This window comes from Atlantibacter sp. MEI4A-1023 (assembly GCF_056155425.1).
On record NZ_CM149568.1, the window covers coordinates 136,135 to 159,904 of the forward strand.

At 57.7% G+C, this 23,770-nt stretch carries 20 protein-coding genes and 1 riboswitch; of the genes, 5 read left to right on the plus strand and 15 right to left on the minus strand.

Annotation, left to right across the window (positions count from 1 at the left end):
• Positions 1 to 125 precede the first annotated feature (125 nt).
• From uca to ACVV26_RS00700, 6 genes are all read right to left on the minus strand, one after another.
• Positions 126 to 3,698, minus strand: a complete 3,573-nt coding sequence (gene uca / locus ACVV26_RS00675; protein ID WP_474799541.1) for an urea carboxylase — start codon at positions 3,696 to 3,698, stop codon at positions 126 to 128.
• 74 nt (positions 3,699 to 3,772) lie between these two features.
• On the minus strand, positions 3,773 to 4,408 hold the full coding sequence (locus ACVV26_RS00680; protein WP_474799542.1) for an urea amidolyase associated protein UAAP2: 636 nt from the start codon (positions 4,406 to 4,408) through the stop codon (positions 3,773 to 3,775).
• On the minus strand, positions 4,402 to 5,121 hold the full coding sequence (locus ACVV26_RS00685; RefSeq protein ID WP_474799543.1) for an urea amidolyase associated protein UAAP1: 720 nt from the start codon (positions 5,119 to 5,121) through the stop codon (positions 4,402 to 4,404). The genes ACVV26_RS00680 and ACVV26_RS00685 overlap by 7 nt, the downstream gene beginning before the upstream one ends.
• Positions 5,122 to 5,130: 9 nt before the next feature.
• Positions 5,131 to 5,931 carry an ABC transporter ATP-binding protein gene (locus ACVV26_RS00690; RefSeq protein ID WP_474799545.1) on the minus strand — a complete coding sequence of 267 codons (801 nt, stop codon included), beginning with the start codon at positions 5,929 to 5,931 and terminating at the stop codon, positions 5,131 to 5,133.
• A 9-nt stretch (positions 5,932 to 5,940) separates the two neighbouring features.
• Positions 5,941 to 6,753, minus strand: coding sequence for an ABC transporter permease (locus ACVV26_RS00695; RefSeq protein WP_474799546.1), 813 nt, complete (start codon positions 6,751 to 6,753; stop codon positions 5,941 to 5,943).
• 15 nt (positions 6,754 to 6,768) lie between these two features.
• A complete protein-coding gene (locus ACVV26_RS00700; protein WP_474799548.1) occupies positions 6,769 to 7,824 on the minus strand; it encodes a putative urea ABC transporter substrate-binding protein in 1,056 nt (351 codons plus the stop codon).
• Between the two features lie 54 nt (positions 7,825 to 7,878).
• A riboswitch (guanidine-I (ykkC/yxkD leader) is annotated at positions 7,879 to 7,973 on the minus strand.
• A gap of 312 nt (positions 7,974 to 8,285) precedes the next feature.
• Between ACVV26_RS00700 and ACVV26_RS00705 the strand changes: the two genes are divergently transcribed.
• The 3 genes from ACVV26_RS00705 (at position 8,286) to ACVV26_RS00715 (ending at position 12,139) form a co-directional block, all read left to right on the plus strand.
• Complete coding sequence (locus ACVV26_RS00705; protein WP_474799549.1) at positions 8,286 to 8,996, plus strand: DUF3053 domain-containing protein; 711 nt, start codon at positions 8,286 to 8,288, stop codon at positions 8,994 to 8,996.
• A 195-nt stretch (positions 8,997 to 9,191) separates the two neighbouring features.
• Complete coding sequence (locus ACVV26_RS00710; protein ID WP_474799551.1) at positions 9,192 to 10,772, plus strand: PTS transporter subunit EIIC; 1,581 nt, start codon at positions 9,192 to 9,194, stop codon at positions 10,770 to 10,772.
• Entirely contained in the window at positions 10,769 to 12,139 is a 1,371-nt protein-coding gene (locus ACVV26_RS00715) for a family 4 glycosyl hydrolase (RefSeq protein ID WP_474799552.1), read from the plus strand. Before ACVV26_RS00710 ends, ACVV26_RS00715 begins: the two co-directional genes overlap by 4 nt.
• A gap of 13 nt (positions 12,140 to 12,152) precedes the next feature.
• Here the strand turns inward: ACVV26_RS00715 and ACVV26_RS00720 are convergent, their stop codons facing one another.
• Positions 12,153 to 12,875, minus strand: a complete 723-nt coding sequence (locus ACVV26_RS00720; protein ID WP_474799553.1) for a MurR/RpiR family transcriptional regulator — start codon at positions 12,873 to 12,875, stop codon at positions 12,153 to 12,155.
• 78 nt (positions 12,876 to 12,953) lie between these two features.
• Between ACVV26_RS00720 and ACVV26_RS00725 the strand changes: the two genes are divergently transcribed.
• The gene (locus ACVV26_RS00725) at positions 12,954 to 14,150 is read left to right on the plus strand and encodes an MFS transporter (RefSeq protein WP_474799554.1); all 1,197 of its coding nucleotides are present in this window, start codon (positions 12,954 to 12,956) and stop codon (positions 14,148 to 14,150) included.
• A 7-nt stretch (positions 14,151 to 14,157) separates the two neighbouring features.
• On the opposite strand, the gene ghrB is transcribed toward ACVV26_RS00725, so the two are convergent.
• From ghrB to ACVV26_RS00755, 6 genes are all read right to left on the minus strand, one after another.
• A complete protein-coding gene (gene ghrB / locus ACVV26_RS00730; RefSeq protein WP_474799555.1) occupies positions 14,158 to 15,135 on the minus strand; it encodes a glyoxylate/hydroxypyruvate reductase GhrB in 978 nt (325 codons plus the stop codon).
• 66 nt (positions 15,136 to 15,201) lie between these two features.
• The gene (locus ACVV26_RS00735; protein WP_474799557.1) at positions 15,202 to 16,482 is read right to left on the minus strand and encodes an MFS transporter; all 1,281 of its coding nucleotides are present in this window, start codon (positions 16,480 to 16,482) and stop codon (positions 15,202 to 15,204) included.
• A 43-nt stretch (positions 16,483 to 16,525) separates the two neighbouring features.
• A complete protein-coding gene (locus tag ACVV26_RS00740) occupies positions 16,526 to 17,485 on the minus strand; it encodes a sugar kinase (RefSeq protein ID WP_474799558.1) in 960 nt (319 codons plus the stop codon).
• 3 nt (positions 17,486 to 17,488) lie between these two features.
• The gene (locus ACVV26_RS00745) at positions 17,489 to 18,238 is read right to left on the minus strand and encodes a sugar phosphate isomerase/epimerase family protein (RefSeq protein ID WP_474799559.1); all 750 of its coding nucleotides are present in this window, start codon (positions 18,236 to 18,238) and stop codon (positions 17,489 to 17,491) included.
• A gap of 108 nt (positions 18,239 to 18,346) precedes the next feature.
• Entirely contained in the window at positions 18,347 to 19,366 is a 1,020-nt protein-coding gene (locus ACVV26_RS00750) for a LacI family DNA-binding transcriptional regulator (RefSeq protein ID WP_474799560.1), read from the minus strand.
• 113 nt (positions 19,367 to 19,479) lie between these two features.
• Positions 19,480 to 20,142 carry an OmpA family lipoprotein gene (locus ACVV26_RS00755; RefSeq protein ID WP_474799562.1) on the minus strand — a complete coding sequence of 221 codons (663 nt, stop codon included), beginning with the start codon at positions 20,140 to 20,142 and terminating at the stop codon, positions 19,480 to 19,482.
• A gap of 220 nt (positions 20,143 to 20,362) precedes the next feature.
• Here ACVV26_RS00755 and ACVV26_RS00760 point away from each other — a divergent pair, with 220 nt between their 5' ends.
• Positions 20,363 to 22,642 carry a molybdopterin guanine dinucleotide-containing S/N-oxide reductase gene (locus tag ACVV26_RS00760; RefSeq protein WP_474801677.1) on the plus strand — a complete coding sequence of 760 codons (2,280 nt, stop codon included), beginning with the start codon at positions 20,363 to 20,365 and terminating at the stop codon, positions 22,640 to 22,642.
• On the opposite strand, the gene ACVV26_RS00765 is transcribed toward ACVV26_RS00760, so the two are convergent.
• A complete protein-coding gene (locus tag ACVV26_RS00765) occupies positions 22,605 to 23,051 on the minus strand; it encodes an N-acetyltransferase (protein WP_312983137.1) in 447 nt (148 codons plus the stop codon). The two genes, ACVV26_RS00760 and ACVV26_RS00765, sit on opposite strands and share 38 nt — an antisense overlap.
• Complete coding sequence (gene tag, locus ACVV26_RS00770) at positions 23,048 to 23,611, minus strand: DNA-3-methyladenine glycosylase I (RefSeq protein ID WP_474799564.1); 564 nt, start codon at positions 23,609 to 23,611, stop codon at positions 23,048 to 23,050. The genes ACVV26_RS00765 and tag overlap by 4 nt, the downstream gene beginning before the upstream one ends.
• Between the last annotated feature and the right edge of the window lie 159 nt (positions 23,612 to 23,770).

The following is a 23,770-nucleotide window of genomic DNA, read 5'->3' on the forward strand; positions in this document are numbered from 1 at the left end:
TAACCTGCTCATAAATAACAGCAATTAAGTTTAAGAAAATTTATGCCTTTGGGTAGAAATAATGGGTAAATCCTCTCCGGGGCCTCGATCAAGCCTGCCGGGAGGATCGCCGGCAGGCTCGGCGCTTACGCAGCGCGTTCAATCACCATTAATAATTGCCCCGCCTGCACCTGATTTCCCTGCTGGCGCTGGAAAGTGCGGATCGTTCCGGCAACCGGTGCGGTAATCGGGATCTCCATTTTCATGGATTCGAGAATTCCGATCAATTGACCTTCCGCAACCTGTTCTCCCGGTTTTACCAGCCATTGCCACACGCTGCCTGCTACCAGGCTTTCGACGCCGCAACAGCTTTCAGGGATAACCTCATCGCTGTCATTCTGCGATTCGACTTCACTTTCAAAAGTGAACTGGCCATCAGCACGCCAGCGGGCCAGTTCCTCATCAAAGGCTTTCTGGCGCTTATCCTGGAAAGCGGCAATATCTGCTGCGTCCTGCTCCAGCATCTGTTGCCAGTCGCTCAGGCTGAACTCACCCTGTTCGATACGCAAGGGATGGTCGCCCCACGGGAAGCGCTCGCGCAGTGTTATTAACTCCTCATGGCTGACCGGGTAAAAGCGGATCTGGTCGAAAAAGCGCAGCAGCCACGGCTGGGTAAAGGCGTCCGTTCTGCGGTCGCGATTCCACATCTGAAGGGTACGCCCCACAAACTGATAGCCGCCGGGCCCTTCCATTCCATAGACGCATAAATAGGCGCCACCGATGCCTACCGAGTTTTCCGCCGTCCAGGTTCGCGCCGGGTTGTATTTGGTGGTCACCAGCCGGTGGCGCGGATCGATAGGCGTGGCGACCGGCGCGCCAAGGTACACATCGCCTAAACCCATCACCAAGTACGAGGCGTTAAACACAATCTCTTTGACCTGTTCAACGCTATCCAGCCCGTTGATTCGGCGTATAAATTCGATATTGCTCGGGCACCACGGCGCGCCGGGTCGTACCGACTGGGTGTAGCGGGTAATCGCCTCGCGGCAGGCGGCGTCGTCCCAGCTGAGCGGCAGCCAGACGGTGCGCGACGGCACTCTGGCGTTACGCAGATCCCGTAACTGGAGATCGGCTTCGCGGATAATGGCGATCAGCGCATCGCGCGGGCACTGCGCCGGATCGAAATGGATCTGTAAGGAGCGGATCCCCGGCGTCATCTCCAGCCGCCCGGCGATCGTCATTGTTTCCAGCTGCTGCATCAGCGCATGCACCCGAAAGCGCAGGGCGATATCCAGGCGCTGCTCGCCATATTCCACCAGCAGAAAACGGTCGCCTGCCGCCCGAACGGTTATCGCAGGCATACCGTCACGGGCATCGTCGCGCCATAAAATTGGCGATGGCAGGGCATCGAGCGCAACGTCACCCGACGCGCTGGCGGTTTGTTGTGTGCTGTCAGCCTCTTCCAGCGTGACCGGCGCGAACGAAATCGTATCCCCCGCTTTTAATTGGCCCAGCTTCCACAAATCCTGATGAATGACCGTAGCCGGGCAGACAAAACCGCCCAGCGACGGGCCATCCGGACCCAGGATAACCGGCATGTCGCCGGTAAAATCCACCGTGCCGAAGGCGTAGGCATTATCGTGGATGTTGGATGGATGCATCCCCGCCTCGCCGCCGTCCGGACGCGCCCAGGTGGGTTTTGGCCCTATCAGACGGATGCCGGTGCGGCTGGAGTTGTAATGCACCTGCCAGCGGGCCGCGAAAAATTCCGCTATATCCTTGTCGGTAAAGAATTCCGGCGCGCCATGCGGGCCGTAAATTACCCGCAACTGCCAGTGGCTGGAGATACTCGGCCAGGCATCGGCGGGCAGCGTGGCGTCAGGGCGGATTTCCGGTGCGGCGAGGTGAATAACATCGCCCGCGCGCAGCGCCCGTCCGGCATGGCCGCCAAATTTCCCCAGCGTAAAGGTACTGCGGCTGCCCAGATAATGCGGGCAATCCAGCCCACCGGCAATCAGCAGATAGCTGCGACAGCCTGCGCCCTGTACCGCGCCGAGTTTGAGGGTCTGGCCTGCCAGCACGTTTATCACCCGGCGCATGGCGACGGGCGCATCGTCAAGCGTGGCGTCGATATCCGCGCCGGTCAGCACGATGGAACACGCCTGATTTACGCGCAGCGTCGGGCCGCGCAGGGTGATTTCCAGCCCAGCGGCGTCGCGTGGGTTCTGCAACAACTGGTTGCCCCGCTCAAACGCCAGGCTGTCGAACGGGCCGGAGGGCGGAACGCCAACGTCCCAGTAGCCCACGCGCCCCGGTAAATCCTGAATCGTGGTCATCGTGCCGCCGCTCAGCACATCCAGCGTGGCGGGCTGCCAACTGACTTCACCTAAGGTGGCGGTAATCACCTTGCCTTGCTGAACCTGCGGCAGGGTCAGCAAATGGCGCAGCCACTTCAGGTTGGTTTCGATGCCGTAAAGCCGGGTTTGATCCAGGGCGCTTTGTAGCGCCGCTAACGCCTGTGTACGGCTATCGGCATGGACGATGACTTTCGCCAGCATCGGATCGTAAAACGCCGAGACCTCGCAGCCGCCGGAAATCCAGCTATCGATGCGCAGTTGCGCCGACTCCACCCGTTCCGGGAAAACCACTTCGCTGAGCAATCCGGCCACCGGCTGGAAATTTTTCGCCGGATCCTCGGCATACAGACGCACCTGAATAGCGTGGCCCTGCGGCGTAGTCACTAAAGAAGCCAGCGCAGGCAGCGTTTGTGCGCCTAACTCGACCATCCAACGGACAATATCCACGCCGTAGACCATCTCGGTGACGCCGTGCTCCACCTGCAAGCGGGTATTCACTTCCAGAAACCAGAACTGCTCAGACACATCGTCGTAGACGTATTCCACGGTGCCGGCGCTGCGATAATTTACCGCCTGGCACAGGCGGATCGCGGTGTCGTGCAGTGCACGACGGTTGACGTCAGAGAGGCGCGGCGCTGGGGTTTCTTCAATAACTTTCTGATTACGCCGCTGGGCCGAGCAGTCGCGTTCGCCCAGCGCGATAACGCTGCCGCTGCCGTCGCCGAAGACCTGGACTTCGATGTGCCGCGCCCGGGCAATAAATTTCTCTAAAAAAACGCCATCGTCGGCGAAGTTGTTGCCTGCCAGACGTTTGACGCGGGTAAAAGCCTCGTTGAGCGCCGTCGCATCGTCGCAGCGCTGCATCCCTATGCCGCCACCGCCTGCCGTGCTTTTCAGCATCACCGGATAACCGATTTTCTCTGCGGCTTCCTGCGCGGCTTCCGGCGTGGTCAGTAGGCCGCTGCCGGGTAATAGCGGCACCTGGTTTTGCTCCGCCAGCTCACGGGCGCGGTGTTTCAGACCGAAAGCCGCCATCTGTTCGGTTGTCGGGCCGAGAAACACCACCCCTTCACGCTCGCAGCGCTCAACAAAGCTGGCGTTTTCGCTTAAAAATCCGTAACCCGGGTGCACCGCTTGTGCGCCGTTTTCGCGCATGATGGTGAACAATTTGTCCTGATTGAGATAGGTTCCTCGGACGTTGCCGTCACCCAGCGACACGGCAATGTCTGCCTGGCGAACGTGCTCGGCGTGTTTATCCGCTTCGGCATACACGGCAATGGCGGTGATGCCCATTTGCTTTAGAGTGCGGATGATACGCACCGCAATCGCGCCACGGTTGGCGATAAGAATTCGAGTTAACATAACCGGCTCTCCGGCGGGCAGGTCGTCCTGCGTTATTGATAGCGCTGAGTTGCGGGCCGTCCCGCAGCGCCGGATCACCACACCGTGACGGCGATGGGCGTCGGGTTATACCCGTTGCAGGGGTTGTTGAGCTGCGGACAGTTGGAGATCAGTACCAGAACGTTCATTTTGGCGACCAGTTCGACGTATTTCCCCGGTGCGGAGATGCCATCGGCAAAGCACAGCCCACCATCCTGAGTCACCGGTACGTTCATAAAGAAATTGATGTTGTGGGTGATGTCGCGGCGCGTCAGACCGAACTCCGGGTGCTGGGCAATCGCCAGCATCCACGAGTCGCGGCAGGCGTGCATATGGCGCTTTTCCAGGTCGTAGCGCACGGTGTTGCTTTCGGTGGCGCAGGCCCCGCCCAGGGTGTCGTGGCGGCCACAGGTATCGGCGACGATCTCCAGCATCGGGCGGTCGTCGCTGGAGCGCAGTACCGTGCCGGTGGTCAAAAACACGTTGCCCTGGCCGCGTACCGTGTCCGACATGCTGTAGCGTTCCGCGATGTCATCGGCATTGAAAAACAGCGTATCCGCCGCCTGATTGCCTTCCAGATCGGTAATGCGCAGGGTTTGCCCTTCAGTGATGTTATACAGCCAGTAATCCCCGGCCTTGACGGTGGCGCGGTACGCCGCGTCCGCCGGGTTGCGCGCGCTTTCGGTCAGCATGAGCAGGCTCCTTCACTCAGATGATAAAGATGGTTGTTGCACATCCCGCGCTGGTTTTCGGTGCGTTCGAGGCAGTGATCGGGAAGGGGCTTACGTTCGCCGTCGAGGCGGATGCCCAGCGGCTGGCGCGGATACGCCGTCGCGTGGCTTAACGGATGTGGGCAAGTGTGTAAGACGACCAGCGTATCCATCGCGAAACGCAGGGTGACGCTCGCGCCCGCTGCGCCCTGGCGCACCAGTTCCAGCTTGCCGTCATCGTTAGCGGCGACGTGGGCGAACAGGTTCAGGCAGGCTGCCATATCGCGTTTGCCGAGGCCGTATTTCGCCAGTTCCACCAGAAAACTGTCGTAGCCGTTCTGGTGGCGATCGTTACGCGCCTGCTGATAATCACGCGCGCCGAATTGTTTTTCAGTCAGCGCGGCGTTGGCGGTGCCGCAGACCGACTCATGCCAGCCGAAGCTGTCCTGTTCGATACCGCAAAAAATCCGTCCCATATCCGAGTAAAGACAGTGGCCCGCCGTCAGCCGAAAGGTGTGCTGGCATTTCAGGGTATCGGGCGCGTTATAGCGCTCCAGCAGGTTTTCAGGGTTATAAAACAGCACGCCTGCGTTTACCCCGCCCGCCAGGTCGGTCAGGGTCAGGGCGGTGCCCTGGCGCATCATCAGCGACCAGTGGCTGCCCGCTGGTAATTCGGTTTGATAAGCGTTCATCATGGCTCCTTGTTAATGGCCAAACAGCGCGGCGGGCTGTTCGGTGAGGGGATACCGGGCGTCAGGGAACAGCGGCGTCACGCTGCCTGCGGGTTTACGATCCAGCGGAATGTCGTATGTGATGCTCGCGCCGTACGCTTCTGGTGCCTGCGGGTCGTGGCGTACTTTGTCGAACACCCACAGCCGCGAGCCCAGCGAGAATCCCTCTTTTAAATCGTGAGTAATCATAAAAATGGTGAGCTTGTGGCGTTCCCACAGCGAGCTAATCAGCACGTGCATCTCTGCGCGGATGCCAGGGTCCAGCGCGCCAAACGGCTCGTCGAGCAGCAAAATGCGCGGCTGTTTCATTAATGCCTGCGCCAGCGCCAGCCGCTGCTGCATCCCGCCGGAAAGCTGATGCGGGTATTTATCCTGCGCGCCCAGCAGCCCGACCTGCTTCAGCATCACGCGCGCCTGTTCGCGGATGGCGGCGCGTTTGCGGCCCCAGACGCGGCCTAACCATCGTGCCTGGCTGAACTCTTCCGCCAGCATCACGTTTTCAATCACGGTCAGATGCGGGAACACCGAATAGCGCTGGAACACGATGCCGCGCTGGGCATCGGGCTCCTGGGCCAGCGGCTGGCCGTCGAGCAAAAAGGTCCCTTTGGACGGGGATTCGGTGCCGAGCAGCATTTTCAGAAAGGTGGTTTTACCGCAGCCGGACGCGCCGACGATGGTGACAAATTCCCCTTCTTTAACGCTGACGTTCAGCCGCTCCAGTACCACCTGGCTGTCGTATTCTTTTCCGACGTTTTTCAGTTCTAATAAAGGCATAGCGGTTCCTCAGCGGGCGTAGTACCAGGGGAAACAACGGCGGTTCACGACCCGCAGCAGCAAATCGAGGGCGAAGGCGAGCAGGGTTATCCAGGCGACGTAGGGCAAAATCACGTCCATCGCCATGTAGCGGCGCATCAGGAAGATGCGATAACCCAGCCCTTCAGTGGCGGCGATGGCTTCCGCCGCGATGAGAAACAGCCACGCCGAGCACAGCGACAGGCGTACGGCATCAATCAGGCGCGGCAATAGCTGCGGCAGAAACACCCGCCACAGGATTTGCCCGCTGTGCCCGCCCAGCGTCTGGGCTTTGATCAACTGTTCGTGAGGAATGGCCATCGCCTGAAGCTGCAAATCGCGGATGATAAACGGCGTAATGCCAATCACGATCAGCACCACTTTCGACACTTCCCCCAGGCCAAAGCAGATAAACAAAACCGGCAGAATGGCCAGCGGCGGGATCAGTGCCAGGGTGGTGATCAGCGGAGACAAAAAGGCGCGTACCGCAGGCAGCGCGCCGCAAAACAGGCCGAAGGTCAGGGCGATAACCGCGCTGAGCACCGCGCCGCTCAGCAGACGCAGCAGGCTGGCGGCAGTATCGGTCCACAGCAGATATTCCCCGCTGCGCGGGCTGGGGGTAAACGCCATCCGGTCAATGGCGCTGAACATGGCGTCAAAACCGGGCAGCAGTTTATCGGCGCTGTTGGCGGCCAGCCGCGCGTCGGAGGCGATTAGATAGACAAACAGCATCGCCAGTAGCGGAAGGGCGCCCAGCAGCACCCGGCTCATCGGCTGCGGTTGAAGGTTGATGATTTTGCGCATGGGACGCCTCCGTGATTACAGTTGGTTGTTGGCCGCGAGGCGGACAAACTGGTCGCTAAAACGTAATTTGACGTTCTGGCTATCGCCCCAGACGCCCGCAGGCGTTTCAATGCCCACCACGTCGGCGGACGGCGCGGCTTCACCCAGCAATCCGTGGTTAAAAGAGAATTCCGCGACTTTCTGCATGGTGGTTTTCAGTTGCGGGCTGCTGGTGAAGGCCAGCGCCAGCTGTGGCGTGGTGAACAGATGCGTGGCGGCTAATTGTGCGTCGAAGCCCGCCAGGTTAGTGCCCGCCGCTTCCCCCATCTGGGTGCGCGCCGCTTTGGCGGTTTCGCCGTCGCCCTGCATAGTTTGCAGGGTTTCGAACCACGCGCCGGTCAGCGCTTTGCCCAGCTCCGGGTGTTTTTTCAGCGTGGCGGTGTTAACCACCAGCAGGTCGAGGATTTCGCCGGGGATTTGCGCGGAAGTGAACAGGGTTTTCGCGCCCGGCTGTTTTTGCGCTTCAGCCAGCAAGGGGTTCCAGGTGACGATGGTTTTAACGTCCGGCGTGGTGAAGGCCGACACCAGATCCGCATCCGCCGTATTGACCACCTTGATAACTTTTTCGCTCAGGCCCGCGGTTTCCAGCGCCCGCGCCAGCAGATAGTGAGAAACGGAAAGCTCCACCAGATTGACCGGCTGGCCTTTCAGCGCCGCGACGCTATCGGCGGATTTGGTCAGGATGCCGTCGTTGCCGTTGGAGTAGTCGCCGATAATCAGCGCGGTGGAGTCCACGCCGCCGCTGGCGGGCAGGGTCAGCGCATCCATATTGGTCATGGTGCAGCCGTCGAATCCGCCTGCGGTGTACTGGTTCACGGATTCGATATAGTCGTTAACCTGCACAAACTGGATATCAATGTTGTATTTGTCGGCCCATTTTTTGATGATGCCGCTCTGTTGGGCATAGTCCCAGGGCATCCATCCGGCATAAATCGACCAGCAGAGTTTGAAGGCGGGTTTTGCCGCAGCGGCGGTGGCGCTAAACAGGACCAGCGCGGCGAGCAGAATTCCTTTATGGCAGGCTTTAAGCATGATGGTTCCTCTGACGTTGACGGAATAAGCAGGAGGGCGCGAGCCAGTCGCGTATCCTCCCGGGCTTTTGTCCCGCCGTGTAACCGCCAGAGGGCGGTCGATCGCTCTCGGACCAGCGTCTTGCGACCGGAACCCTAGCGATCCATTTCCAGATTGTCTGGCGACGGCGGTGTACCGCCTGTCCCCCCTGCATAGTCAGCAGAGCAAGATGAATGCCAGTTTCGGTAAATCGTTAAAAAACTGTTGCGGTACAATAGGCTGCGTGATTTCGCGCTAACGGTGTCGTAAAAACTGCTGCGTCATCACGGTGCAACACGGCACCCAACAGCGCACCGCCATGAAGCAGCGGGCAAAGAGTTTGTGTTATGGGGGTATCATGCGGGGCGTGACTGCACTATCCTTGTCAACGTTGAAGGCATACGGGTTGTCGTGTGCGTATTTTTGGGTGAAGGAGTTTAAAGATGGCGACAGGTAAGTCCTGCTCTCGCTGGTTTGCGCCTTTGGCGGCGTTACTCATGGTGGTCAGCCTGAGCGGTTGCTTCGATAAAGAGGGCGATCAACGCAAAGCGTTTATCGATTTTCTGCAAAATACGGTGATGCGCAGCGGCGAACGTTTGCCGACGCTGACGGCGGATCAGAAAAAGCAATTCGGGCCGTTTGTCTCGGATTACGCCATTATTTATGGTTATTCCCAACAGGTTAATCAGGCTATGGATGCCGGTATTCGTCCGGTGGTCGATAGCGTCAACGCCATCCGCGTTCCGCAGGATTACATGACCCAAAGCAACCCGCTGCGCCAGGCTAATGGCTCACTGGGCGTGCTGAGCCAGCAGTTGCAGAATGCAAAAATGCAGGCCGACAGCTCTAAATCCTCGCTTAAGCAAGCGGATGATTTAAAACCGGTTTACGACAAAGTGTATGAAAAAGTCGTCACCAACCCGGCCAATGCGCTGCAACCGCTGATCCCGGCGGCGCAGACCTTTACCCAGCAACTGGTGCAGGTGGGCGATTTCATCGGCCAGCAGGGTACTCAGGTGAGCTTTGTAGCGAACGGGATCCAGTTCCCGACCTCGCAGCAGGCAAGCCAGTACAACCAGTTGATTGGGCCGCTGGCTGCGCAGCATCAGGCGTTTAATCAGGCCTATTCCGCCGTGGTTAACTCGCTGCAATAATCGTTCTGCTTCCTCGCACATCCCATGTGAGGAAGCTTTTTTTTACCCCGGTTGAGAAACTGGTGTGCATTTCCTGTCGGTTTGTGCCTATTTAACCGGCACAGGTTTCATTCCCACGCCCCGCTTGTTATAACTCTTCTACTGAAAGCAATAAAAAAACGCACCTCTACCCTAACAAAAGCGTAAGGACATCCCATGTCTGAAATTCGGCAACGCACCGTGGAAAATATGCAAAAGTTTTCCAGAGCGATGATCGGGGCAGTATTATTTTTACCGGTAATCGGTTTAATTCTCGCACTCAGTTCGGTATTAACCAATCCTTCTCTGATCCCTGAAAATAGTGTTATTCATAATATCGGCCAGCTATTAGGCGATACCTTCTGGCCGCTGTTTGGAAATTTAGGTTTATTATTTTGCGTGGGGATCAGTTACGGCCTCGCGAAAGATAAAAAAACCGAAGTCGCCCTGGTGGCGGTGATGTGTTTTATTATGTTTTTGGGCGCTAACCATTCGTGGCTGGAATTAACCCATCGGGTCGCGGACACCATCAATGGTGAATATTACGGCACCGGGCAAACGCGGTTGCTGGGTTTTGTGGTGGTGGATATGGGGGTATTCCTCGGCATTATTCTGGGCTGCACCATCGCGTGGGTTCACAATAAAGTGTCGCAGATTGAATTACCCGGCGCGCTTTCTATGTACGGCGGGGCGAAATTAACCCTGATCGCCATGACCCCCGTGGTACTGCTTTACGCCATCGCCTTTACCACCATCTGGCCGGTGATGACCCACGGCATTACCGCGCTGACCGGCTTTATGAAAAACGCCGGTGTGGCAGGCGTGTTCGTCTATGGTTTCTTCGAGAAATTCCTGATCCCGACCGGGCTGCATCACTTTGTCTGGTCGCCGTTCCAGTTAACCCAGATTGGCGGCACCCTCACGGTGGACGGGCAGACGGTGTCTGGCACTCAGGCGATTTTCCTGGCCTATATGCGCCACCCGGATTTAACGCCGATGATGAACGACGCGCTGCGCTTCTCCCAACAGGGAATGACCACAATCTTCGGTCTCTCCGGCGCGGCGCTGGCGTTCTATCACACTGCCAGCCCGGCGAAAAAGATGATGGCGAAGGCGATTTTATTGCCAGCGATCATTACCTCTATTTTAACCGGCATTACCGAGCCGATTGAATTCACCTTCTTGTTTGTTTCTCCGCTGCTGTGGGTGATCCACGCCACATTAACGGCGGCATCCCAGGCGATCTGCGATCTGTTTAGCGTCCGTCCGTGGGGTGCGTCCGGGTTAATTGAATTTGTGATTTATAACCTGCCGCTACCGGTGGCATTAACCCGCTGGCCGTTATATATCGTGATCGGCATCGGGCAATTTGCTGCCTATTACGTCATATTCCGCACGCTGGTGGTGAAACTGAATCTGAAAACTCCGGGCCGGGAAGATGACGACGAAGTGAAGCTGTACAGCAAGCAGGATTACCAGGCGAAGAATAAACAAAAAAATAAAGATGTAACCGACGAGATTATAAAAGGCCTGGGTGGTCGGGAAAATATTCTCTCCGTAGATAACTGCTTCACGCGTTTACGCGTGGAAGTAAAAGATTTAACGCAGGTCAATGAGGCAGTCCTTAAATCGACCGGGGCTAACGGCGTCGTGCGAAATAATAATGAAGTGCAGGTTATTTATGGCGTGAGAGTAGGGCAGATCCGCTCACGAGTGGACGTCTGGCTCGCGCAAACACCAACCGGGAGTAACGTATGAAACTAGCAGTATTAGGTGGCGGCGGCGTTCGTTCGGCATTTTTAGCCAAATCCCTGGCGTACAATGCCCATCGCATCAATCTTAAAGAAGTCGTTTTCCTGGACAGCTCTGAAGAGAATCTGGCGTTGTTCGGCGAACTGGCGCGCTATGTGTTTACTACCATTCGCCCGGATATTGATTTCAAACTGACGAATGACCCGCTGGTGGCGCTGAAAGACGCCAATTACATCATCACCACGTTGCGGGTCGGCGGCGATGAAAGCCGCATTCGCGATGAGCGTATCGCGTTGAACTTTAATACTTTAGGCCAGGAAACTACCGGCGCAGGCGGCTTTGCTATGGCGTTGCGTTCGGTGCCTGCAATCCTGGAATACTGCCGTCTGATTGAAGAGCACGCGGCCAGCGACGCGATCCTGTTTAACTTTACCAACCCGTCAGGGCTGGTGACGGAAGCGATTGTGAAGTCCGGTTTTAAGCGCCGCGTTTACGGGATTTGCGATGCGCCCTCGGAACTGATCCGCGAGTTACCGGCGCTGCTGGGCTGTGAAGAGCGCGATCTGCGCGTGGAATGCTACGGCCTGAACCATTTCTCATGGTTCACCAACATCACGGTAAAAGGCGAATCGGTGACGGAAAAACTGGTCAACATGCCGGAACTGTATGCCCGTACCGCGATGCAATATTTCTCGCCGGAGCTGGTGCGCCTGTGCGACAACCAGTTGCTGAACGAATATCTCTATTACTACTACTACAAAGAAGAAGCGCTGTCGGCGATTCAGGCGTCTGGCGAGACGCGTGGTGAACAGATCGCCCGCATCAACAGGGAAATGCGTGAAGAGTTGTCCGGTATTAATGTCAAAGCCGAACCGCAACGCGCCTTTGGCGTGTGGATGCGGCACTATTTACGCCGTGAAAACAGCTACATGCAAAATGAGTCGCAGCAGGAAAAATTCCACACCAGGGAACCCCTTACGCTGCAACAGTTCATTGAAGAATCGGATACCGGCGGCTATGCAGGCGTGGCGCTGGACATCCTCGAAGCGGTCAACAGCCAGGATACCAAACGCATCGTGGTGTCGATCCCGAATAACGGCACTCTGGATTTCCTGCGCCCGGACGATGTGATTGAAATTAGCTGCGACCTGAGCAAAGACGGGTTAAAACCGGTCACACCCGCCCATGTGCCGCAGGCGCAGAAGAACATGATTGCCTGTGTGAAAGAGTACGAGCGGCTGGGTGTGGAAGCGATCCTTACCGGCGATCGTAGCCTGGCGGTGCGGGCGCTGATGGCGCATCCGCTGATCGGCTCCTGGAGCCTGGCGGAAAAACTGGTTCATGCCTACATCGATGAGCCGAACAAAGCCTGATAATAAAGGGGCGTTAAGCCCCTTTATTTTGCCGGTTAAACCACAGCTTCAACAAATGTTCAAAACCTAAAATACAGTAGCCGAAAAACGGATTGGACCAGTAAATATCATCATCGTACTTTTGCGGGTCGTGGATAATAAACGCGGTATCTGCCTGGGTTGCTAGCGGGCTTTGATAATCCCCGGTAAAACAGACGATATTGATATTTTTATTCTCCAGCGCTTTTAGCCAGTTTAATGCCGAACTGCTGCGTCCGGATTTGGATATTATCCAGATGGAGTCGAATTTAGCCGTGGTCTTTTGTTCGAGGATCTCATAATCGGGCCACAGCGCCAGGCTGGCATTCACGCCAGTAACCAGAAACTTATTATAAATATACTGGGCGATAAGCTGAGAAAACCCGCTGCCGTGGATAAGGATTTTTTCGTGGTTCAGGCCCTGAAGCAGCGTATCAAGCGACTCGGCGGGCTGGATGTTCATAAAGTCGACATCATTAGTAACATCCCGGCGCGGCATTGTAATATTGAATTTGATGAAATAAACCATTTCCAGCCAGCCGCTAAATTTTAGCTTTTTAGCCAGCCGGACTAAGGTTGAGGGGTTGCTGTAACATTTTTCTGCCACGCTGCGCACCCCTTCTTTCAGGCATAACTCAGGGTTTTCCTGAATGTAATTCAGTACCAGTAATTCGGTGCGAGTGAATTTAATATCACGAAATAAATTTTGGATGTCCATTAAGCGCTCCCGATAATCCTCAAAACTTTATCACAATACGGGGCGGCGCGGCATAACGCTTAAAGGAAATAACGTCACATGGCGAAGACGACAGGGGTGTTAATTCTGGTTTTCTTTTTATGGGGAACCATAACCGCAATCAATAGTACCTTACCGCTCTATTTTTTAGATTATTTCCAGTTAACCTGGCAACAGGCCATCAGCATGAACACGCTGTTCTACCTGGCGCCGTTTTTGACCTGTTTACCCTGCGGATGGCTGTTATCCCGGATGGGCTATCGGCGCATGCTGTATAGCGCGTTACTGTTAACGGCGGCGGGGGCGGTATTACTGGCGTTCGGCCTGGCGGTTTATCAGTTTCGCCTGAGCCAGTACGCGGTATTTGTGATGGCATCGGGCGTCGCGGCGTTACAGGTGGTGACTAACCCCTATCTGGCGGCGATCAGCGGGCCGGAACGCCAGGTCAGCCAACTGTCGCTGGCCTCGGCGCTCAATTCGCTTGGCACCACGCTTGCGCCGTTAGCCGTCGCCGTCCTGCTGGCGAACTTTCCGCTTAACAGCGCGCTGCATCAGGAGCCGCTGCGCTGGCTTTGGGGGGCGCTGGCGCTGTTTGCGGGACTGATTATCGTGCTGGGCAAAGCCAGCCGCCTGCCCGATGTCACGGTGCGCGTGGCGACGCCGAGTTTCCGCGCGCTGTTTCAGCGCAAGCGGATGGTTTTTCATATCCTGGCATTGTTCATTTACGTGGGCGTTGAGGTGTCGCTGGCGACCAGTACCGCCAACTGGTGGGTACAAACCGGCGGTAAGCGCATCGACCAGGCGATGTCGTTGATGGCGATTTACTGGGGCGGGGCGCTGGTCGGACGCTTCGTGTTTAGCGGCCTGGCGCATCGCATCAGCGTGCGAATGGCGACACTGTGCATGACCTGTAGCGCCATGCTGCTGGTGCTGGCGGCGGTGATCCTCAATAACGCCCACGGCGGCTATTTGTTGCTGATAACCGGCTTAGCGAACGCCATTCTCTACCCGGTGATTTTTAGCCAGTTGTTGAAAGACGCAAGAGATCAGGCCGGGCTGGCGTCGGCGCTGGCGATTATGGCGGGAATAGGCGGCGCGGTGCTGCCGTGGTTGCAGGGCGTGTTGATTGATGGGGTGACGCTGCGGTATAGCTTTTTACTGCCGGTGGTGCTGTACGGGCTGTTGACGCTGTGGGCCTGCTTTCTGTGCCCGTCGCCGCGCGTTCAGCCGCTCTCAACCGAAGTGGAAAGCGGCTAAAACACGATTAGCCGTTAAGCACCTGCGGGTTAACGCAGTTCTTTTCGACCTTGCCATTTAACGCGTCGATCAGGTTATCCACCGCGCAGGCCGCCATGTTATAGCGGGTTTCATGGGTGGCGGAACCGATATGCGGCAGCGCCACCACGTTCGGCAGCTTCAGTAACTCGGACTCCACCGGCAGCGGTTCCTGTTCGAACACGTCCAGGCCTGCGGCGTGGATCTCGCCGGCTTTCAGCGCCGCGATTAGGGCTTGTTCATCCACCACCGGGCCACGACCGGCGTTGATAAACACGGCGGAAGATTTCATGGCTTTGAACTGCTTCTCGCCGATCAGATGATACGTTTCATCGGTCAACGGCAGCACCAGGCAGACGAAATCAGACTCCGCCAGCAGGGTGCCGATATCGCAGTAGCGGGCGTTAAAGCGCTCTTCGGCTTCGCTGTGATGACGGCGGGCGTTGTACAGAATCGGCATAGAAAACCCGAAGTGCGCGCGCTGCGCCAGCGCCAGGCCAATACGGCCCATGCCGATAATGCCCATGGTTTTATGGTGTACATCAATGCCAAACCAGTCTGGTCCGATGCTTTTCTGCCATTCGCCTTTCTTAACGCGCTCCGCCACTTCCACCGCGCGGCGCGCGGTCGCTAACACCAGCGTCATCATGGTATCGGCCACGGTTTCGGTCAGGACGGTCGGGGTGTGCATCAGCGCCACCTTGCGGGCGGTTAACGCGTCGACGTCAAAATTATCGTAGCCTACCGAAATGGTTGAGGCGGCGCGTAGCTGCGGCATCTTTTCCAGCAGGGCGGCATCGACGTTCTGGCTGGAGCCCAGCAGGCCCACCGCGTTAGCGAACAGTTCAGCATGCTTCGCCTGGCTTTCCGCATTGATGCTGTCGAGTTCAGTCACCTCAAAGTGGCTTTGCAGGCGGGTTAGCAGGTCATCGGGTAAGGACTTATAGAGAATTACAGACGGCTTCATTCACTCTCTCCGTGGAACGTGTCGGATGTGATGGCAAAACGGGCGGCCTGTCACCGCCCGTTGCCTTTAAGCATGGCGTGCGCCTGCCGGAAGTTTTTGATGATTAGCAGGCTTAACAATCAGAGTAAGCCACACTGAGGCGAAAAGCGCCACACCCATAAAAATGTAGGAAGCAGACGGGCTGCCGGTTGCGCCGTTCAGATAGCCGACCACCCAGGAGCCGACGAACGACCCCAGCGCGCCCATACTGTTGATCAGCGCCATTGCGCCGCCCGCCACGTTTTTCGGCAGCATTTCCGGGATAATCGCGAAGAACGGGCCATACGGTGCGTACATCGCGGCCCCGGCGATCACCAGCAGGGTGTAGGAAAGCCAGAAGTTGTTTGCGCCAACCGCCCAGGAGCCGATAAAGGCGAACGCGCCAATCAGCAGCAGCGGCCAGACGAACAGTTTACGGTTCTGCATTTTGTCTGACGCCCAGGAAACCAGGATCATCGCGATAGTGGCGGCCAGGTACGGTACGGAAGAGAGCCAGCCCACTTCCACCATGCCCATGTTTTCACTGCCGTTGCGGATAATCGACGGCAGCCACAGTACGAAGCCGTAAACGCCGATGCTCCAGGCGAAATACTGCATACACAGCAGCACCACGTTGCGCGAGCGGAAGGCTTCGCTGTAGTTGCGTACCGGTTTAATGCCTTTTTGTTCTTCTTCCAGCTGCGCCTGCAAGGCGGCTTTTTCGCTCTCCGCCAGCCAGCTCACCTGGTTCGGTTTGTCTTTCACTAGCACCCACCAGCAGAAGGCCCAGATAATCGCCGGGACCCCTTCGATGATGAACATTTCACGCCAGCCGAACGCCTGAATCAGGTAGCCGGAGACCACCGACATCCACAGCACCGTCACCGGGTTACCGAGGATCAGGAAGGTATTGGCGCGCGAGCGTTCCGATTTGGTGAACCAGTTACTGATGTAAATCAGCATCGCCGGCATCACCGCTGCTTCCACCACCCCGAGGATAAAGCGGATTGCCGCCAGCATCGGGATATTGCTGACCATCCCGGTCAGCGACGCGCAGCCGCCCCATAAGATCAGGCAGATGAAAATCAGTTTGCGCACGCTGCGGCGTTGGGCGTACATCGCGCCGGGGATCTGGAAGAAGAAATAGCCGAGGAAAAACAGTGCACCCAGCAGCGATGACACGCCTTTGGTGATGCCGAGATCCTCGTTAATGCCAGCCGCAGACGCAAAGCTGAAGTTGGCGCGATCAAGGTAGGCCAGGCTGTAGGTGATAAATATGATGGGCATGATATACAGCCAGCGTTTTGGCGCATTCGTTGGGCTTTTCATAAGCATCTCTCTGTAGTCGTAGGGTAAAAGGCCGATAAATGATTTATGCACACAGCGTCGGTTCGCGTTCGGCCAGTTCGGCGCGGCCAGGTAAGCCTTCGCTGTCCCCCTGCACCTGAATTGCCATTGCGCCGATGGTGTTACCCCGGCGTACTGCGTCGCGAATCGAGAGTCCATCCAGCAAGCCGCTGATCACGCCGACGGCAAAGCCGTCTCCCGCGCCAACGGTGTCCACCACCTGCTCAACGCGGCAGGCGTCCACGCTCCCTTGCTCACCCTGAGCCGTTTTGAACCAGGCGCCATCCGCGCCGGTTTTGATCGCCACGCACTGAACGCCGTGGTCGAGATAAAAGTCGGCAATCGCTTCGGGCTGGCGATAGCCGGTAAGAATTTCGCCTTCTTTAATGCCCGGCAGTACCCAGTTGGCCTGGAACGCCAGCTTGTTGAGCTGTTCCACCATTTGCGCTTCGCTTTTCCACAGCACCGGGCGCAGGTTGGGGTCGAAAGAAATCGTTTTGCCCTGGTTGCGGAACAGCGAAGCCGCATGGTTTAGCAACGCCAGTGACGTTTCGGACAAGGCGGCCGCCACGCCGCTCAGGTGCAAATGCCGCGCTGAGTTAAAGCCGATATAGCCAGCGTCTTCTACCGACAGATGGCTGGCAGCGGAGCCCTTGCGAAAATATTCCACAATGGGATCGGTTCCATTTTCGGCTTTAGATTTCAGTTGAAAACCCGTTGGATAGCGGTCGTCAATCGTTACGGCGCGGGTATCGATGCCCTCACGTTTCAGGCATTCAAGAACGTAGCGGCCATGAGAATCGTTGCCGACGCGGCTGACCCAACCGACGTTGAAACCGAGGCGGGCCAGGCCCGTCGCTACGTTGAGTTCCGCGCCCGCGACGCGCTTAATGAAGTGCTCGACGTTTTCCAGCGGGCCGGTTTCGGTGGCGACAAACATCGCCATGGCTTCACCAACGGTGATGATATCCAGAGAGTCAGACATCGCTTAAACCTCGCGTAACAAATTAACGTAATGACGGGTGACCGCCGTGAGATCGTCGCCTTCCAGCGGGAATTCAATCCCACGCGGCGCATCGCCCGGTAGCTGGCCCAGCAGCGCCAGCCAACGCGGCTCGGCCTCATCCAGCGCCACCGCATGGAAGCGGGCATGACGGGATTCAGCAGCTTTGACATGGATATAGCTGACCAGCGGGGCCAGTTTGCTGGCAGCCGCTTCCGGTGATTCGCCGACCCACAGCCAGTTAGCCATATCAAAGGTCAGCGTGACCGGCAGGTTCATCACCGACACGGCGGCCTGGAAGCGCAGCATCGGCGCGAGCCTGCCGTAAACGGTTTGATCGTTTTCCACCACCAGCGCGACCGGCGAATCCACCAGCAGCTCGCGCAGCGGTTCGGCAGCCTGATTCGCCTGGAAATTGCCCAGCGACAGTTTCAGCCAGCATGAATTCAGGATCTGCGCCTCTTCCAGCAGGGCGGGGAGGTTAGGGTTAAGCGTGCCATCGTCATTAAACAGCGCCTGGGGCGCGGAATAGCAGGCTTTGAGGTGGTGAGACGCGATAGCGGCGGCAAGCGTCGGGAGCGCATTCAGTTCCGGTTCAGACAGTAATTCCCGCCGGATTTCCACGCCGTCTGCACCCGCAGCGGCAATAATCGGCAATAGCGCCTGCTGGCCGCCCAGGGCCGTTACGCGTGAATTCCCGTAGGCCGCAGTGACAACAATAATCGCGTTTTTCATGGTTATTCCTCAGCGACGTTTTTTTCATCGATAAGGAATACGCTAGATGGAACCGGTTCCAAAGAAAAGGCAGGCATGACGAATTTATGATCGCCATCACGAAGCAAATTAACGAGACGTGGAGCCGCGAACGATCAGCTCGCCGGAGAAAACCTGTTCGCGCACGGTGTCGCTGGTGCCTTCAATGCGGCGCACCACCTGCTCCAGCGCGGCGTAACCGATCTGCCAGGTCGGCTGTTTCAGGGTGGTAATGCCGACGCCCGCCAGTTCGGCCCATTCCAGCTCATCGAAACCGAGCAGCCCGATATCGCTGCCCCAGTGCAGGCCGATACGCTTAAGGGAGCGGGCCACCTGGAGCGTCAGTGCGCCGTTGGCAGAAATCACCGCTTTGCGCATCCCGCGCCAGGTCTGGTGAAACTGGCGCAGCGTGTTATCGAGCTTTTCCGCTTCGTGCAGCGGAATTTCAGCGTTTTGCGCCACAATGCCGGGGTAGCGCTGGGCGGTATGCTCAAACGCCTGTAAACGCTCGCGGCGGGTATTCACGGTGCCGAGCGGTTCGCTCAGGAACAGCAGCGCCTCAAAACCCTGCTCGATCAGGTGTTCGGTTGCGGTGGTAGCGGCCTGGGTGTTGTCTAATCCCACCACGTCGCAGGCGAAATCCGGGATTTTACGGTCAATCAGCACCATCGGCAGCGAGGATTGTTGCAGACGGTTTAACCCTTCTTCGCGCATCCCTACAGCGTTCACCACAATGCCTTCCACCTGATAACTGCGCAGCAAATCCAGGTAGTGCAGCTCCTGATCCACTTCGTTATTGGTGTTACAGACCAGCGGCGTAAAGCCTTTTTCGCGGCAGGCGGCTTCAATGCCGCTGAGCACATTCACCGAATAGGGGTTGGTGATATCGGCGATAATCAGCCCGATAAGCCGGGTGCGGCCACGCTTAAGCCCGCGCGCCATCTGGCTGGGATGATAATCGAGAGTGGCGATAGCCTGTTCGATACGCGCCAGCAAATCGTCGGAAAGCAGGTGCTTTTCGCCGTTTAAGTAACGTGAGACGCTGGTTTTACCGGTTTTCGCCGCTTTGGCTACATCGCTGATGGTTGCGCGCGCCGTGGATCGTGTCATCGCTGCCCCTGTGCCGTTGTGCTACAGACAATCCCTGTTTGCCTCCCGTGATGGGAGGCAAGGGGGAGGCAACAGTATCACACTTTTTGCGCCGGGCCAGCCAGCGCAGCGGTTTACTGGATCGGGGTCAGGGTGATTTCTACGCGACGGTTTTGCGCTTTCCCTTCTGCGGTATCGTTGCTGGCAATCGGGTTCGCCGGGCCCATACCGCGGGTCTGGATGCGGTTTACCGCCACGCCCTGGGTGATTAATGCGCTGGCGACTGAATCCGCACGCTGCTGTGACAGACGCATATTCAGGTCGCTGCCGCCAGTGCTGTCGGTGTAGCCGAGTACGTTAACGGTGGTTTTCGGGTACTCTTTCAGCACCATCGCCACGCCGGTCAGGGTGTTTGCGCCCGCCGGTTTCAGGTTAGCCTGGTTGCTGTCGAAGGTGACGTTATTCGGCATGTTCAGCACGATGTTATCGCCACTTCGCGTCACGCTGACACCAGTTCCCTGCATTTTGTCGCGCAGTTTAGCTTCCTGCACGTCCATGTAATACCCGACGCCGCCGCCCAGGGCCGCACCGGCCGCTGCGCCAATCAGGGCACCTTTGCCGCGATCTTTTTTCGAGGAAGAGAGTGCGCCGACGCCTGCGCCGACTAACGTGCCGATCCCCGCGCCGATGCCGGAGCTACCGGCTTCACGCTCGCCGGTATAAGGATTAGTGGTACAGCCAGAAACTGCCAGTGCGCCGCTGATCACAGCCGCAAGAACCATTACGCGTTTTTTCATTATCAAATCCCAATGATTTATTTCGTTGCCACAACCGGGCGTAGCGGTTGATTATGACCTGTGTATCGTTAGAAAATTTTGGGAAGTCGTCTGATTTTGTCAGCGAAAGTAACGATGGGGTCGTCAGAACCCCGATTTTGACCTGCAAACACCGCCAGGAGCTGCTTTGGCCACTACATCGCAAATCACAACCATATTAACCGCCGCCCACTGGGGGCCGATGCGGGTAGAAACCGACGGACAAACCGTTCTTTCTTCCGGCAGCGCGCTTAACACGCCACATCATAACTCGCTGCAAAACGCTGTGCCGGATCAGGTGCACAGCAAAACCCGCGTGCGCTATCCGATGGCGCGTAAAGGCTTTCTGGCGAACCCGCAAAACCCCCAGGGCGTGCGCGGCGATGACGACTATGTGCGCATCAGCTGGGACCAGGCGCTGGCGCTGATTGACGCGCAGCATCACCGCATCCGCGAAACCTGGGGCCCGTCGGCGATTTTTGCCGGTTCCTACGGCTGGCGCTCTAACGGCGTGTTGCACAAAGCCGCGACCCTGTTGCAGCGCTACATGAGCCTGGCGGGGGGCTATACCGGCCATCTCGGGGATTACTCTACCGGTGCCGCGCAGGTGATCATGCCCTACGTGGTGGGGGGTAATGAGGTGTACCAGCAGCAAACCAGCTGGCCGCTGATCCTCGAACACAGCGACGTGGTGGTGCTGTGGAGCGCCAACCCGCTCAACACGTTGAAAATCGCCTGGAACGCCAGCGATGAACAGGGCATCGGCTATTTTGAAGCGCTGAAAAACAGCGGCAAGCGGTTGATTTGCATCGACCCGATGCGCTCAGAAACCGTGCAGTTCTTTGGCGACCGTATGGACTGGATTGCCCCGCATATGGGCACCGACGTGGCGATGATGCTGGGGATTGCCCATACGCTGCTGGAAAACGGCTGGCACGACGCGCCGTTCCTGAATAGCTGTACCGAAGGGTTTGACCGCTTCGCGGCCTACCTGGCGGGCGAGCAGGACGGCGTGGCGAAAACCGCCGACTGGGCCGCGCCGATTTGCGGCGTACCGGCGCAGACGCTGCGCGAGCTGGCACAGTTATTCAGCCAGAACCGCACCATGCTGATGTCGGGGTGGGGAATGCAGCGCCAGCAATACGGTGAGCAGAAACACTGGATGCTGGTAACGCTGGCCGCAATGCTCGGTCAAATCGGCACGCCGGGCGGCGGGTTTGGCCTCTCTTATCACTTTGCTAATGGCGGCAACCCGACGCGACGCGCGGCGGTGCTCGGCTCGATGCAGGGGTCGGTGAAAAATGGCACCGACGCGGTAGAGAAAATTCCGGTGGCGCGCATTGTGGAAGCGCTGGAGCGCCCCGGCGAGGTTTATCAGCATAACGGCGAAGCGCGGCGCTTCCCGAATATCCGTATGATCTGGTGGGCGGGCGGCGGCAACTTCACCCACCATCAGGACACCAACCGCCTGATTAAAGCCTGGCAGACGCCGGAGCTGGTGGTGATTTCCGAATGCTTCTGGACGGCGGCGGCGAAACACGCCGATATCGTGCTGCCCATCACCACCTCGTTTGAACGCAACGATCTCACCATGACCGGGGATTACAGCAACCAGCATCTGGTGCCGATGAAGCAGGTGGTGGCCCCGCAGTATGAGGCCCGCAATGATTTCGACGTGTTCGCCGAGCTGAGTGAGCGCTGGGAGCTGGGCGGCGGCGTGCGGTTCAGCGAAGGCAAAAGCGAGCTGCAATGGCTGGCCGAGTTTTATGCCATGGCGCAGCAGCGCGGCGCAGCCCAGCAGGTGACGCTGCCGCCGTTTGAGGCATTCTGGGAAGCGAACCAGTTGATCGAAATGCCGGAAAGCCCGCAAAACGCCGAATTCATTCGCTTTGCGGCGTTTCGCGCCGATCCGCAGGCCAATCCGCTAAAAACCCCGAGCGGTAAAATTGAGATCTTCTCTCAGCGCATTGCCGATTACGGCTACGCCGACTGCCCGGGTCATCCGAGCTGGCTGGCACCGGACGAATGGCACGGCAACGCCGAACCGGGCCAGTTACAACTGCTTTCTGCGCATCCCGCGCACCGGTTGCACAGTCAGCTTAACTACGCGCAGTTGCGTGAGCAGTATGCAGTGGCCAGTCGCGAGCCGTTGACGCTGCACCCGGACGACGCGCGTTCACGTGGCATCGCAGATGGCGATGTGGTGCGGGTGTGGAACGGTCGTGGGCAGGTGCTGGCGGGCGCGGTAGTGGACGACGGAATTAAACCTGGCGTGATCTGCCTGCATGAAGGGGCGTGGCCGGATCTGGATAAGCAGGCGGGCGGCTTGTGTAAGCACGGCGCGGTTAACGTGCTGACCAAAGATATTCCTACCTCCCAACTGGCTAACGGCTGCGCGGGAAACACAGCCCTGGCGTGGGTGGAGAAATATCAGGGACCTGCGCTTACCGTGACGGCGTTTGATCCGCCTGCCAGTGCATAATCCAGGTCGGATGCTGGGTTTCTTCCTGCCATGCGCTGTCTTCAATACCAAAACCGTGGCGGTGGTAAAAATTCACCGCCACGGTGTTTTTCTGGTACACCTCAAGGCTTAACGCGGCATAGTGCCGCTTGGCTTCATTCAGCAGCGCGCTGCCGATACCGCGCCCCGCCGCGTGCTGCGCGACAAACAGCGCGCCGACAAACGACGCGTTCATGACGCTGATAAACCCCAGCAACTGCCCATCTTCAAGATAAACCCAGGTATGCGCGTCGGGTAGGTAGCTGTCGCGCACCAACGGCAAACTTTGCTGCCAGTAGAGCGGATCGATAAATGGGTGCGCCGCCGTGGTACTCGCCAGCCAGACATCCAGCAGCGCAGGCAGATCGGCAGGCTGGCATTCACGGATCATGTCTGATTCTCCGGGTGGCAGATGCAGCCGGTGACATGGTCATTCACCAGCCCGCAGGCCTGCATAAACGAGTAGCAGATGGTGGAACCGACAAACTTAAAGCCGCGCTTTTTGAGCGCTTTGGAGAGCGCGTCCGAGGCGGGTGTGGTGGTGGGGATCTCGCTCATGGCGGCCGCGCGAGTCACCTGTGGGATATGGTCAACAAACGACCAGACGAACGCAGAAAAGGGTTCGCCGTTGGCCTCCATCGCCAGAAAAGCGTTGGCGTTGTTAATAATGGCTTCAATTTTGCCGCGATGGCGAATTATCCCCGCGTCCAGAAGCAGCCTGTCGACATCTGCGGCCTGCATCTGCGCGACGGCGGCAGGGTCAAACTGGTGAAAGCAGCGACGATAGTTTTCGCGCTTCTTCAGCACCGTAATCCACGAGAGCCCGGCCTGTTGTCCTTCCAGGCAGATCATCTCAAACAGTTTCTGGCTGTCGGTTTCCGGGATGCCCCACTCGGTATCGTGATACGCAAGATACAGGGGGTCCTGAGTTACCCATCCACAACGCTGCATAAAATCTCCCTCTTTTTGTGTAACCCTACTTGACGTCTGAGTGAAAAAGACAATAGTTAATTCAGGGCTATACCCTTCGTAATTCAAGCCACAGTTGCGCAAATTATTCGGGTAATTCAGCCTCTCACTCAGGCAAAAAAATAAAAAACGCCGGATTTT

Excerpts from the sequence above, each read along its gene's own strand:
- uca (WP_474799541.1), bottom strand. The coding sequence starts at position 3,698 with ATGTTAACTCGAATTCTTATCGCCAACCGTGGCGCGATTGCGGTGCGT.
- ACVV26_RS00680 (WP_474799542.1), bottom strand. The coding sequence starts at position 4,408 with ATGCTGACCGAAAGCGCGCGCAACCCGGCGGACGCGGCGTACCGCGCC.
- ACVV26_RS00685 (WP_474799543.1), bottom strand. The coding sequence starts at position 5,121 with ATGATGAACGCTTATCAAACCGAATTACCAGCGGGCAGCCACTGGTCG.
- ACVV26_RS00690 (WP_474799545.1), bottom strand. The coding sequence starts at position 5,931 with ATGCCTTTATTAGAACTGAAAAACGTCGGAAAAGAATACGACAGCCAG.
- ACVV26_RS00695 (WP_474799546.1), bottom strand. The coding sequence starts at position 6,753 with ATGCGCAAAATCATCAACCTTCAACCGCAGCCGATGAGCCGGGTGCTG.
- ACVV26_RS00700 (WP_474799548.1), bottom strand. The coding sequence starts at position 7,824 with ATGCTTAAAGCCTGCCATAAAGGAATTCTGCTCGCCGCGCTGGTCCTG.
- ACVV26_RS00705 (WP_474799549.1), top strand. The coding sequence starts at position 8,286 with ATGGCGACAGGTAAGTCCTGCTCTCGCTGGTTTGCGCCTTTGGCGGCG.
- ACVV26_RS00710 (WP_474799551.1), top strand. The coding sequence starts at position 9,192 with ATGTCTGAAATTCGGCAACGCACCGTGGAAAATATGCAAAAGTTTTCC.
- ACVV26_RS00715 (WP_474799552.1), top strand. The coding sequence starts at position 10,769 with ATGAAACTAGCAGTATTAGGTGGCGGCGGCGTTCGTTCGGCATTTTTA.
- ACVV26_RS00720 (WP_474799553.1), bottom strand. The coding sequence starts at position 12,875 with ATGGACATCCAAAATTTATTTCGTGATATTAAATTCACTCGCACCGAA.
- ACVV26_RS00725 (WP_474799554.1), top strand. The coding sequence starts at position 12,954 with ATGGCGAAGACGACAGGGGTGTTAATTCTGGTTTTCTTTTTATGGGGA.
- ghrB (WP_474799555.1), bottom strand. The coding sequence starts at position 15,135 with ATGAAGCCGTCTGTAATTCTCTATAAGTCCTTACCCGATGACCTGCTA.
- ACVV26_RS00735 (WP_474799557.1), bottom strand. The coding sequence starts at position 16,482 with ATGAAAAGCCCAACGAATGCGCCAAAACGCTGGCTGTATATCATGCCC.
- ACVV26_RS00740 (WP_474799558.1), bottom strand. The coding sequence starts at position 17,485 with ATGTCTGACTCTCTGGATATCATCACCGTTGGTGAAGCCATGGCGATG.
- ACVV26_RS00745 (WP_474799559.1), bottom strand. The coding sequence starts at position 18,238 with ATGAAAAACGCGATTATTGTTGTCACTGCGGCCTACGGGAATTCACGC.
- ACVV26_RS00750 (WP_474799560.1), bottom strand. The coding sequence starts at position 19,366 with ATGACACGATCCACGGCGCGCGCAACCATCAGCGATGTAGCCAAAGCG.
- ACVV26_RS00755 (WP_474799562.1), bottom strand. The coding sequence starts at position 20,142 with ATGAAAAAACGCGTAATGGTTCTTGCGGCTGTGATCAGCGGCGCACTG.
- ACVV26_RS00760 (WP_474801677.1), top strand. The coding sequence starts at position 20,363 with ATGCGGGTAGAAACCGACGGACAAACCGTTCTTTCTTCCGGCAGCGCG.
- ACVV26_RS00765 (WP_312983137.1), bottom strand. The coding sequence starts at position 23,051 with ATGATCCGTGAATGCCAGCCTGCCGATCTGCCTGCGCTGCTGGATGTC.
- tag (WP_474799564.1), bottom strand. The coding sequence starts at position 23,611 with ATGCAGCGTTGTGGATGGGTAACTCAGGACCCCCTGTATCTTGCGTAT.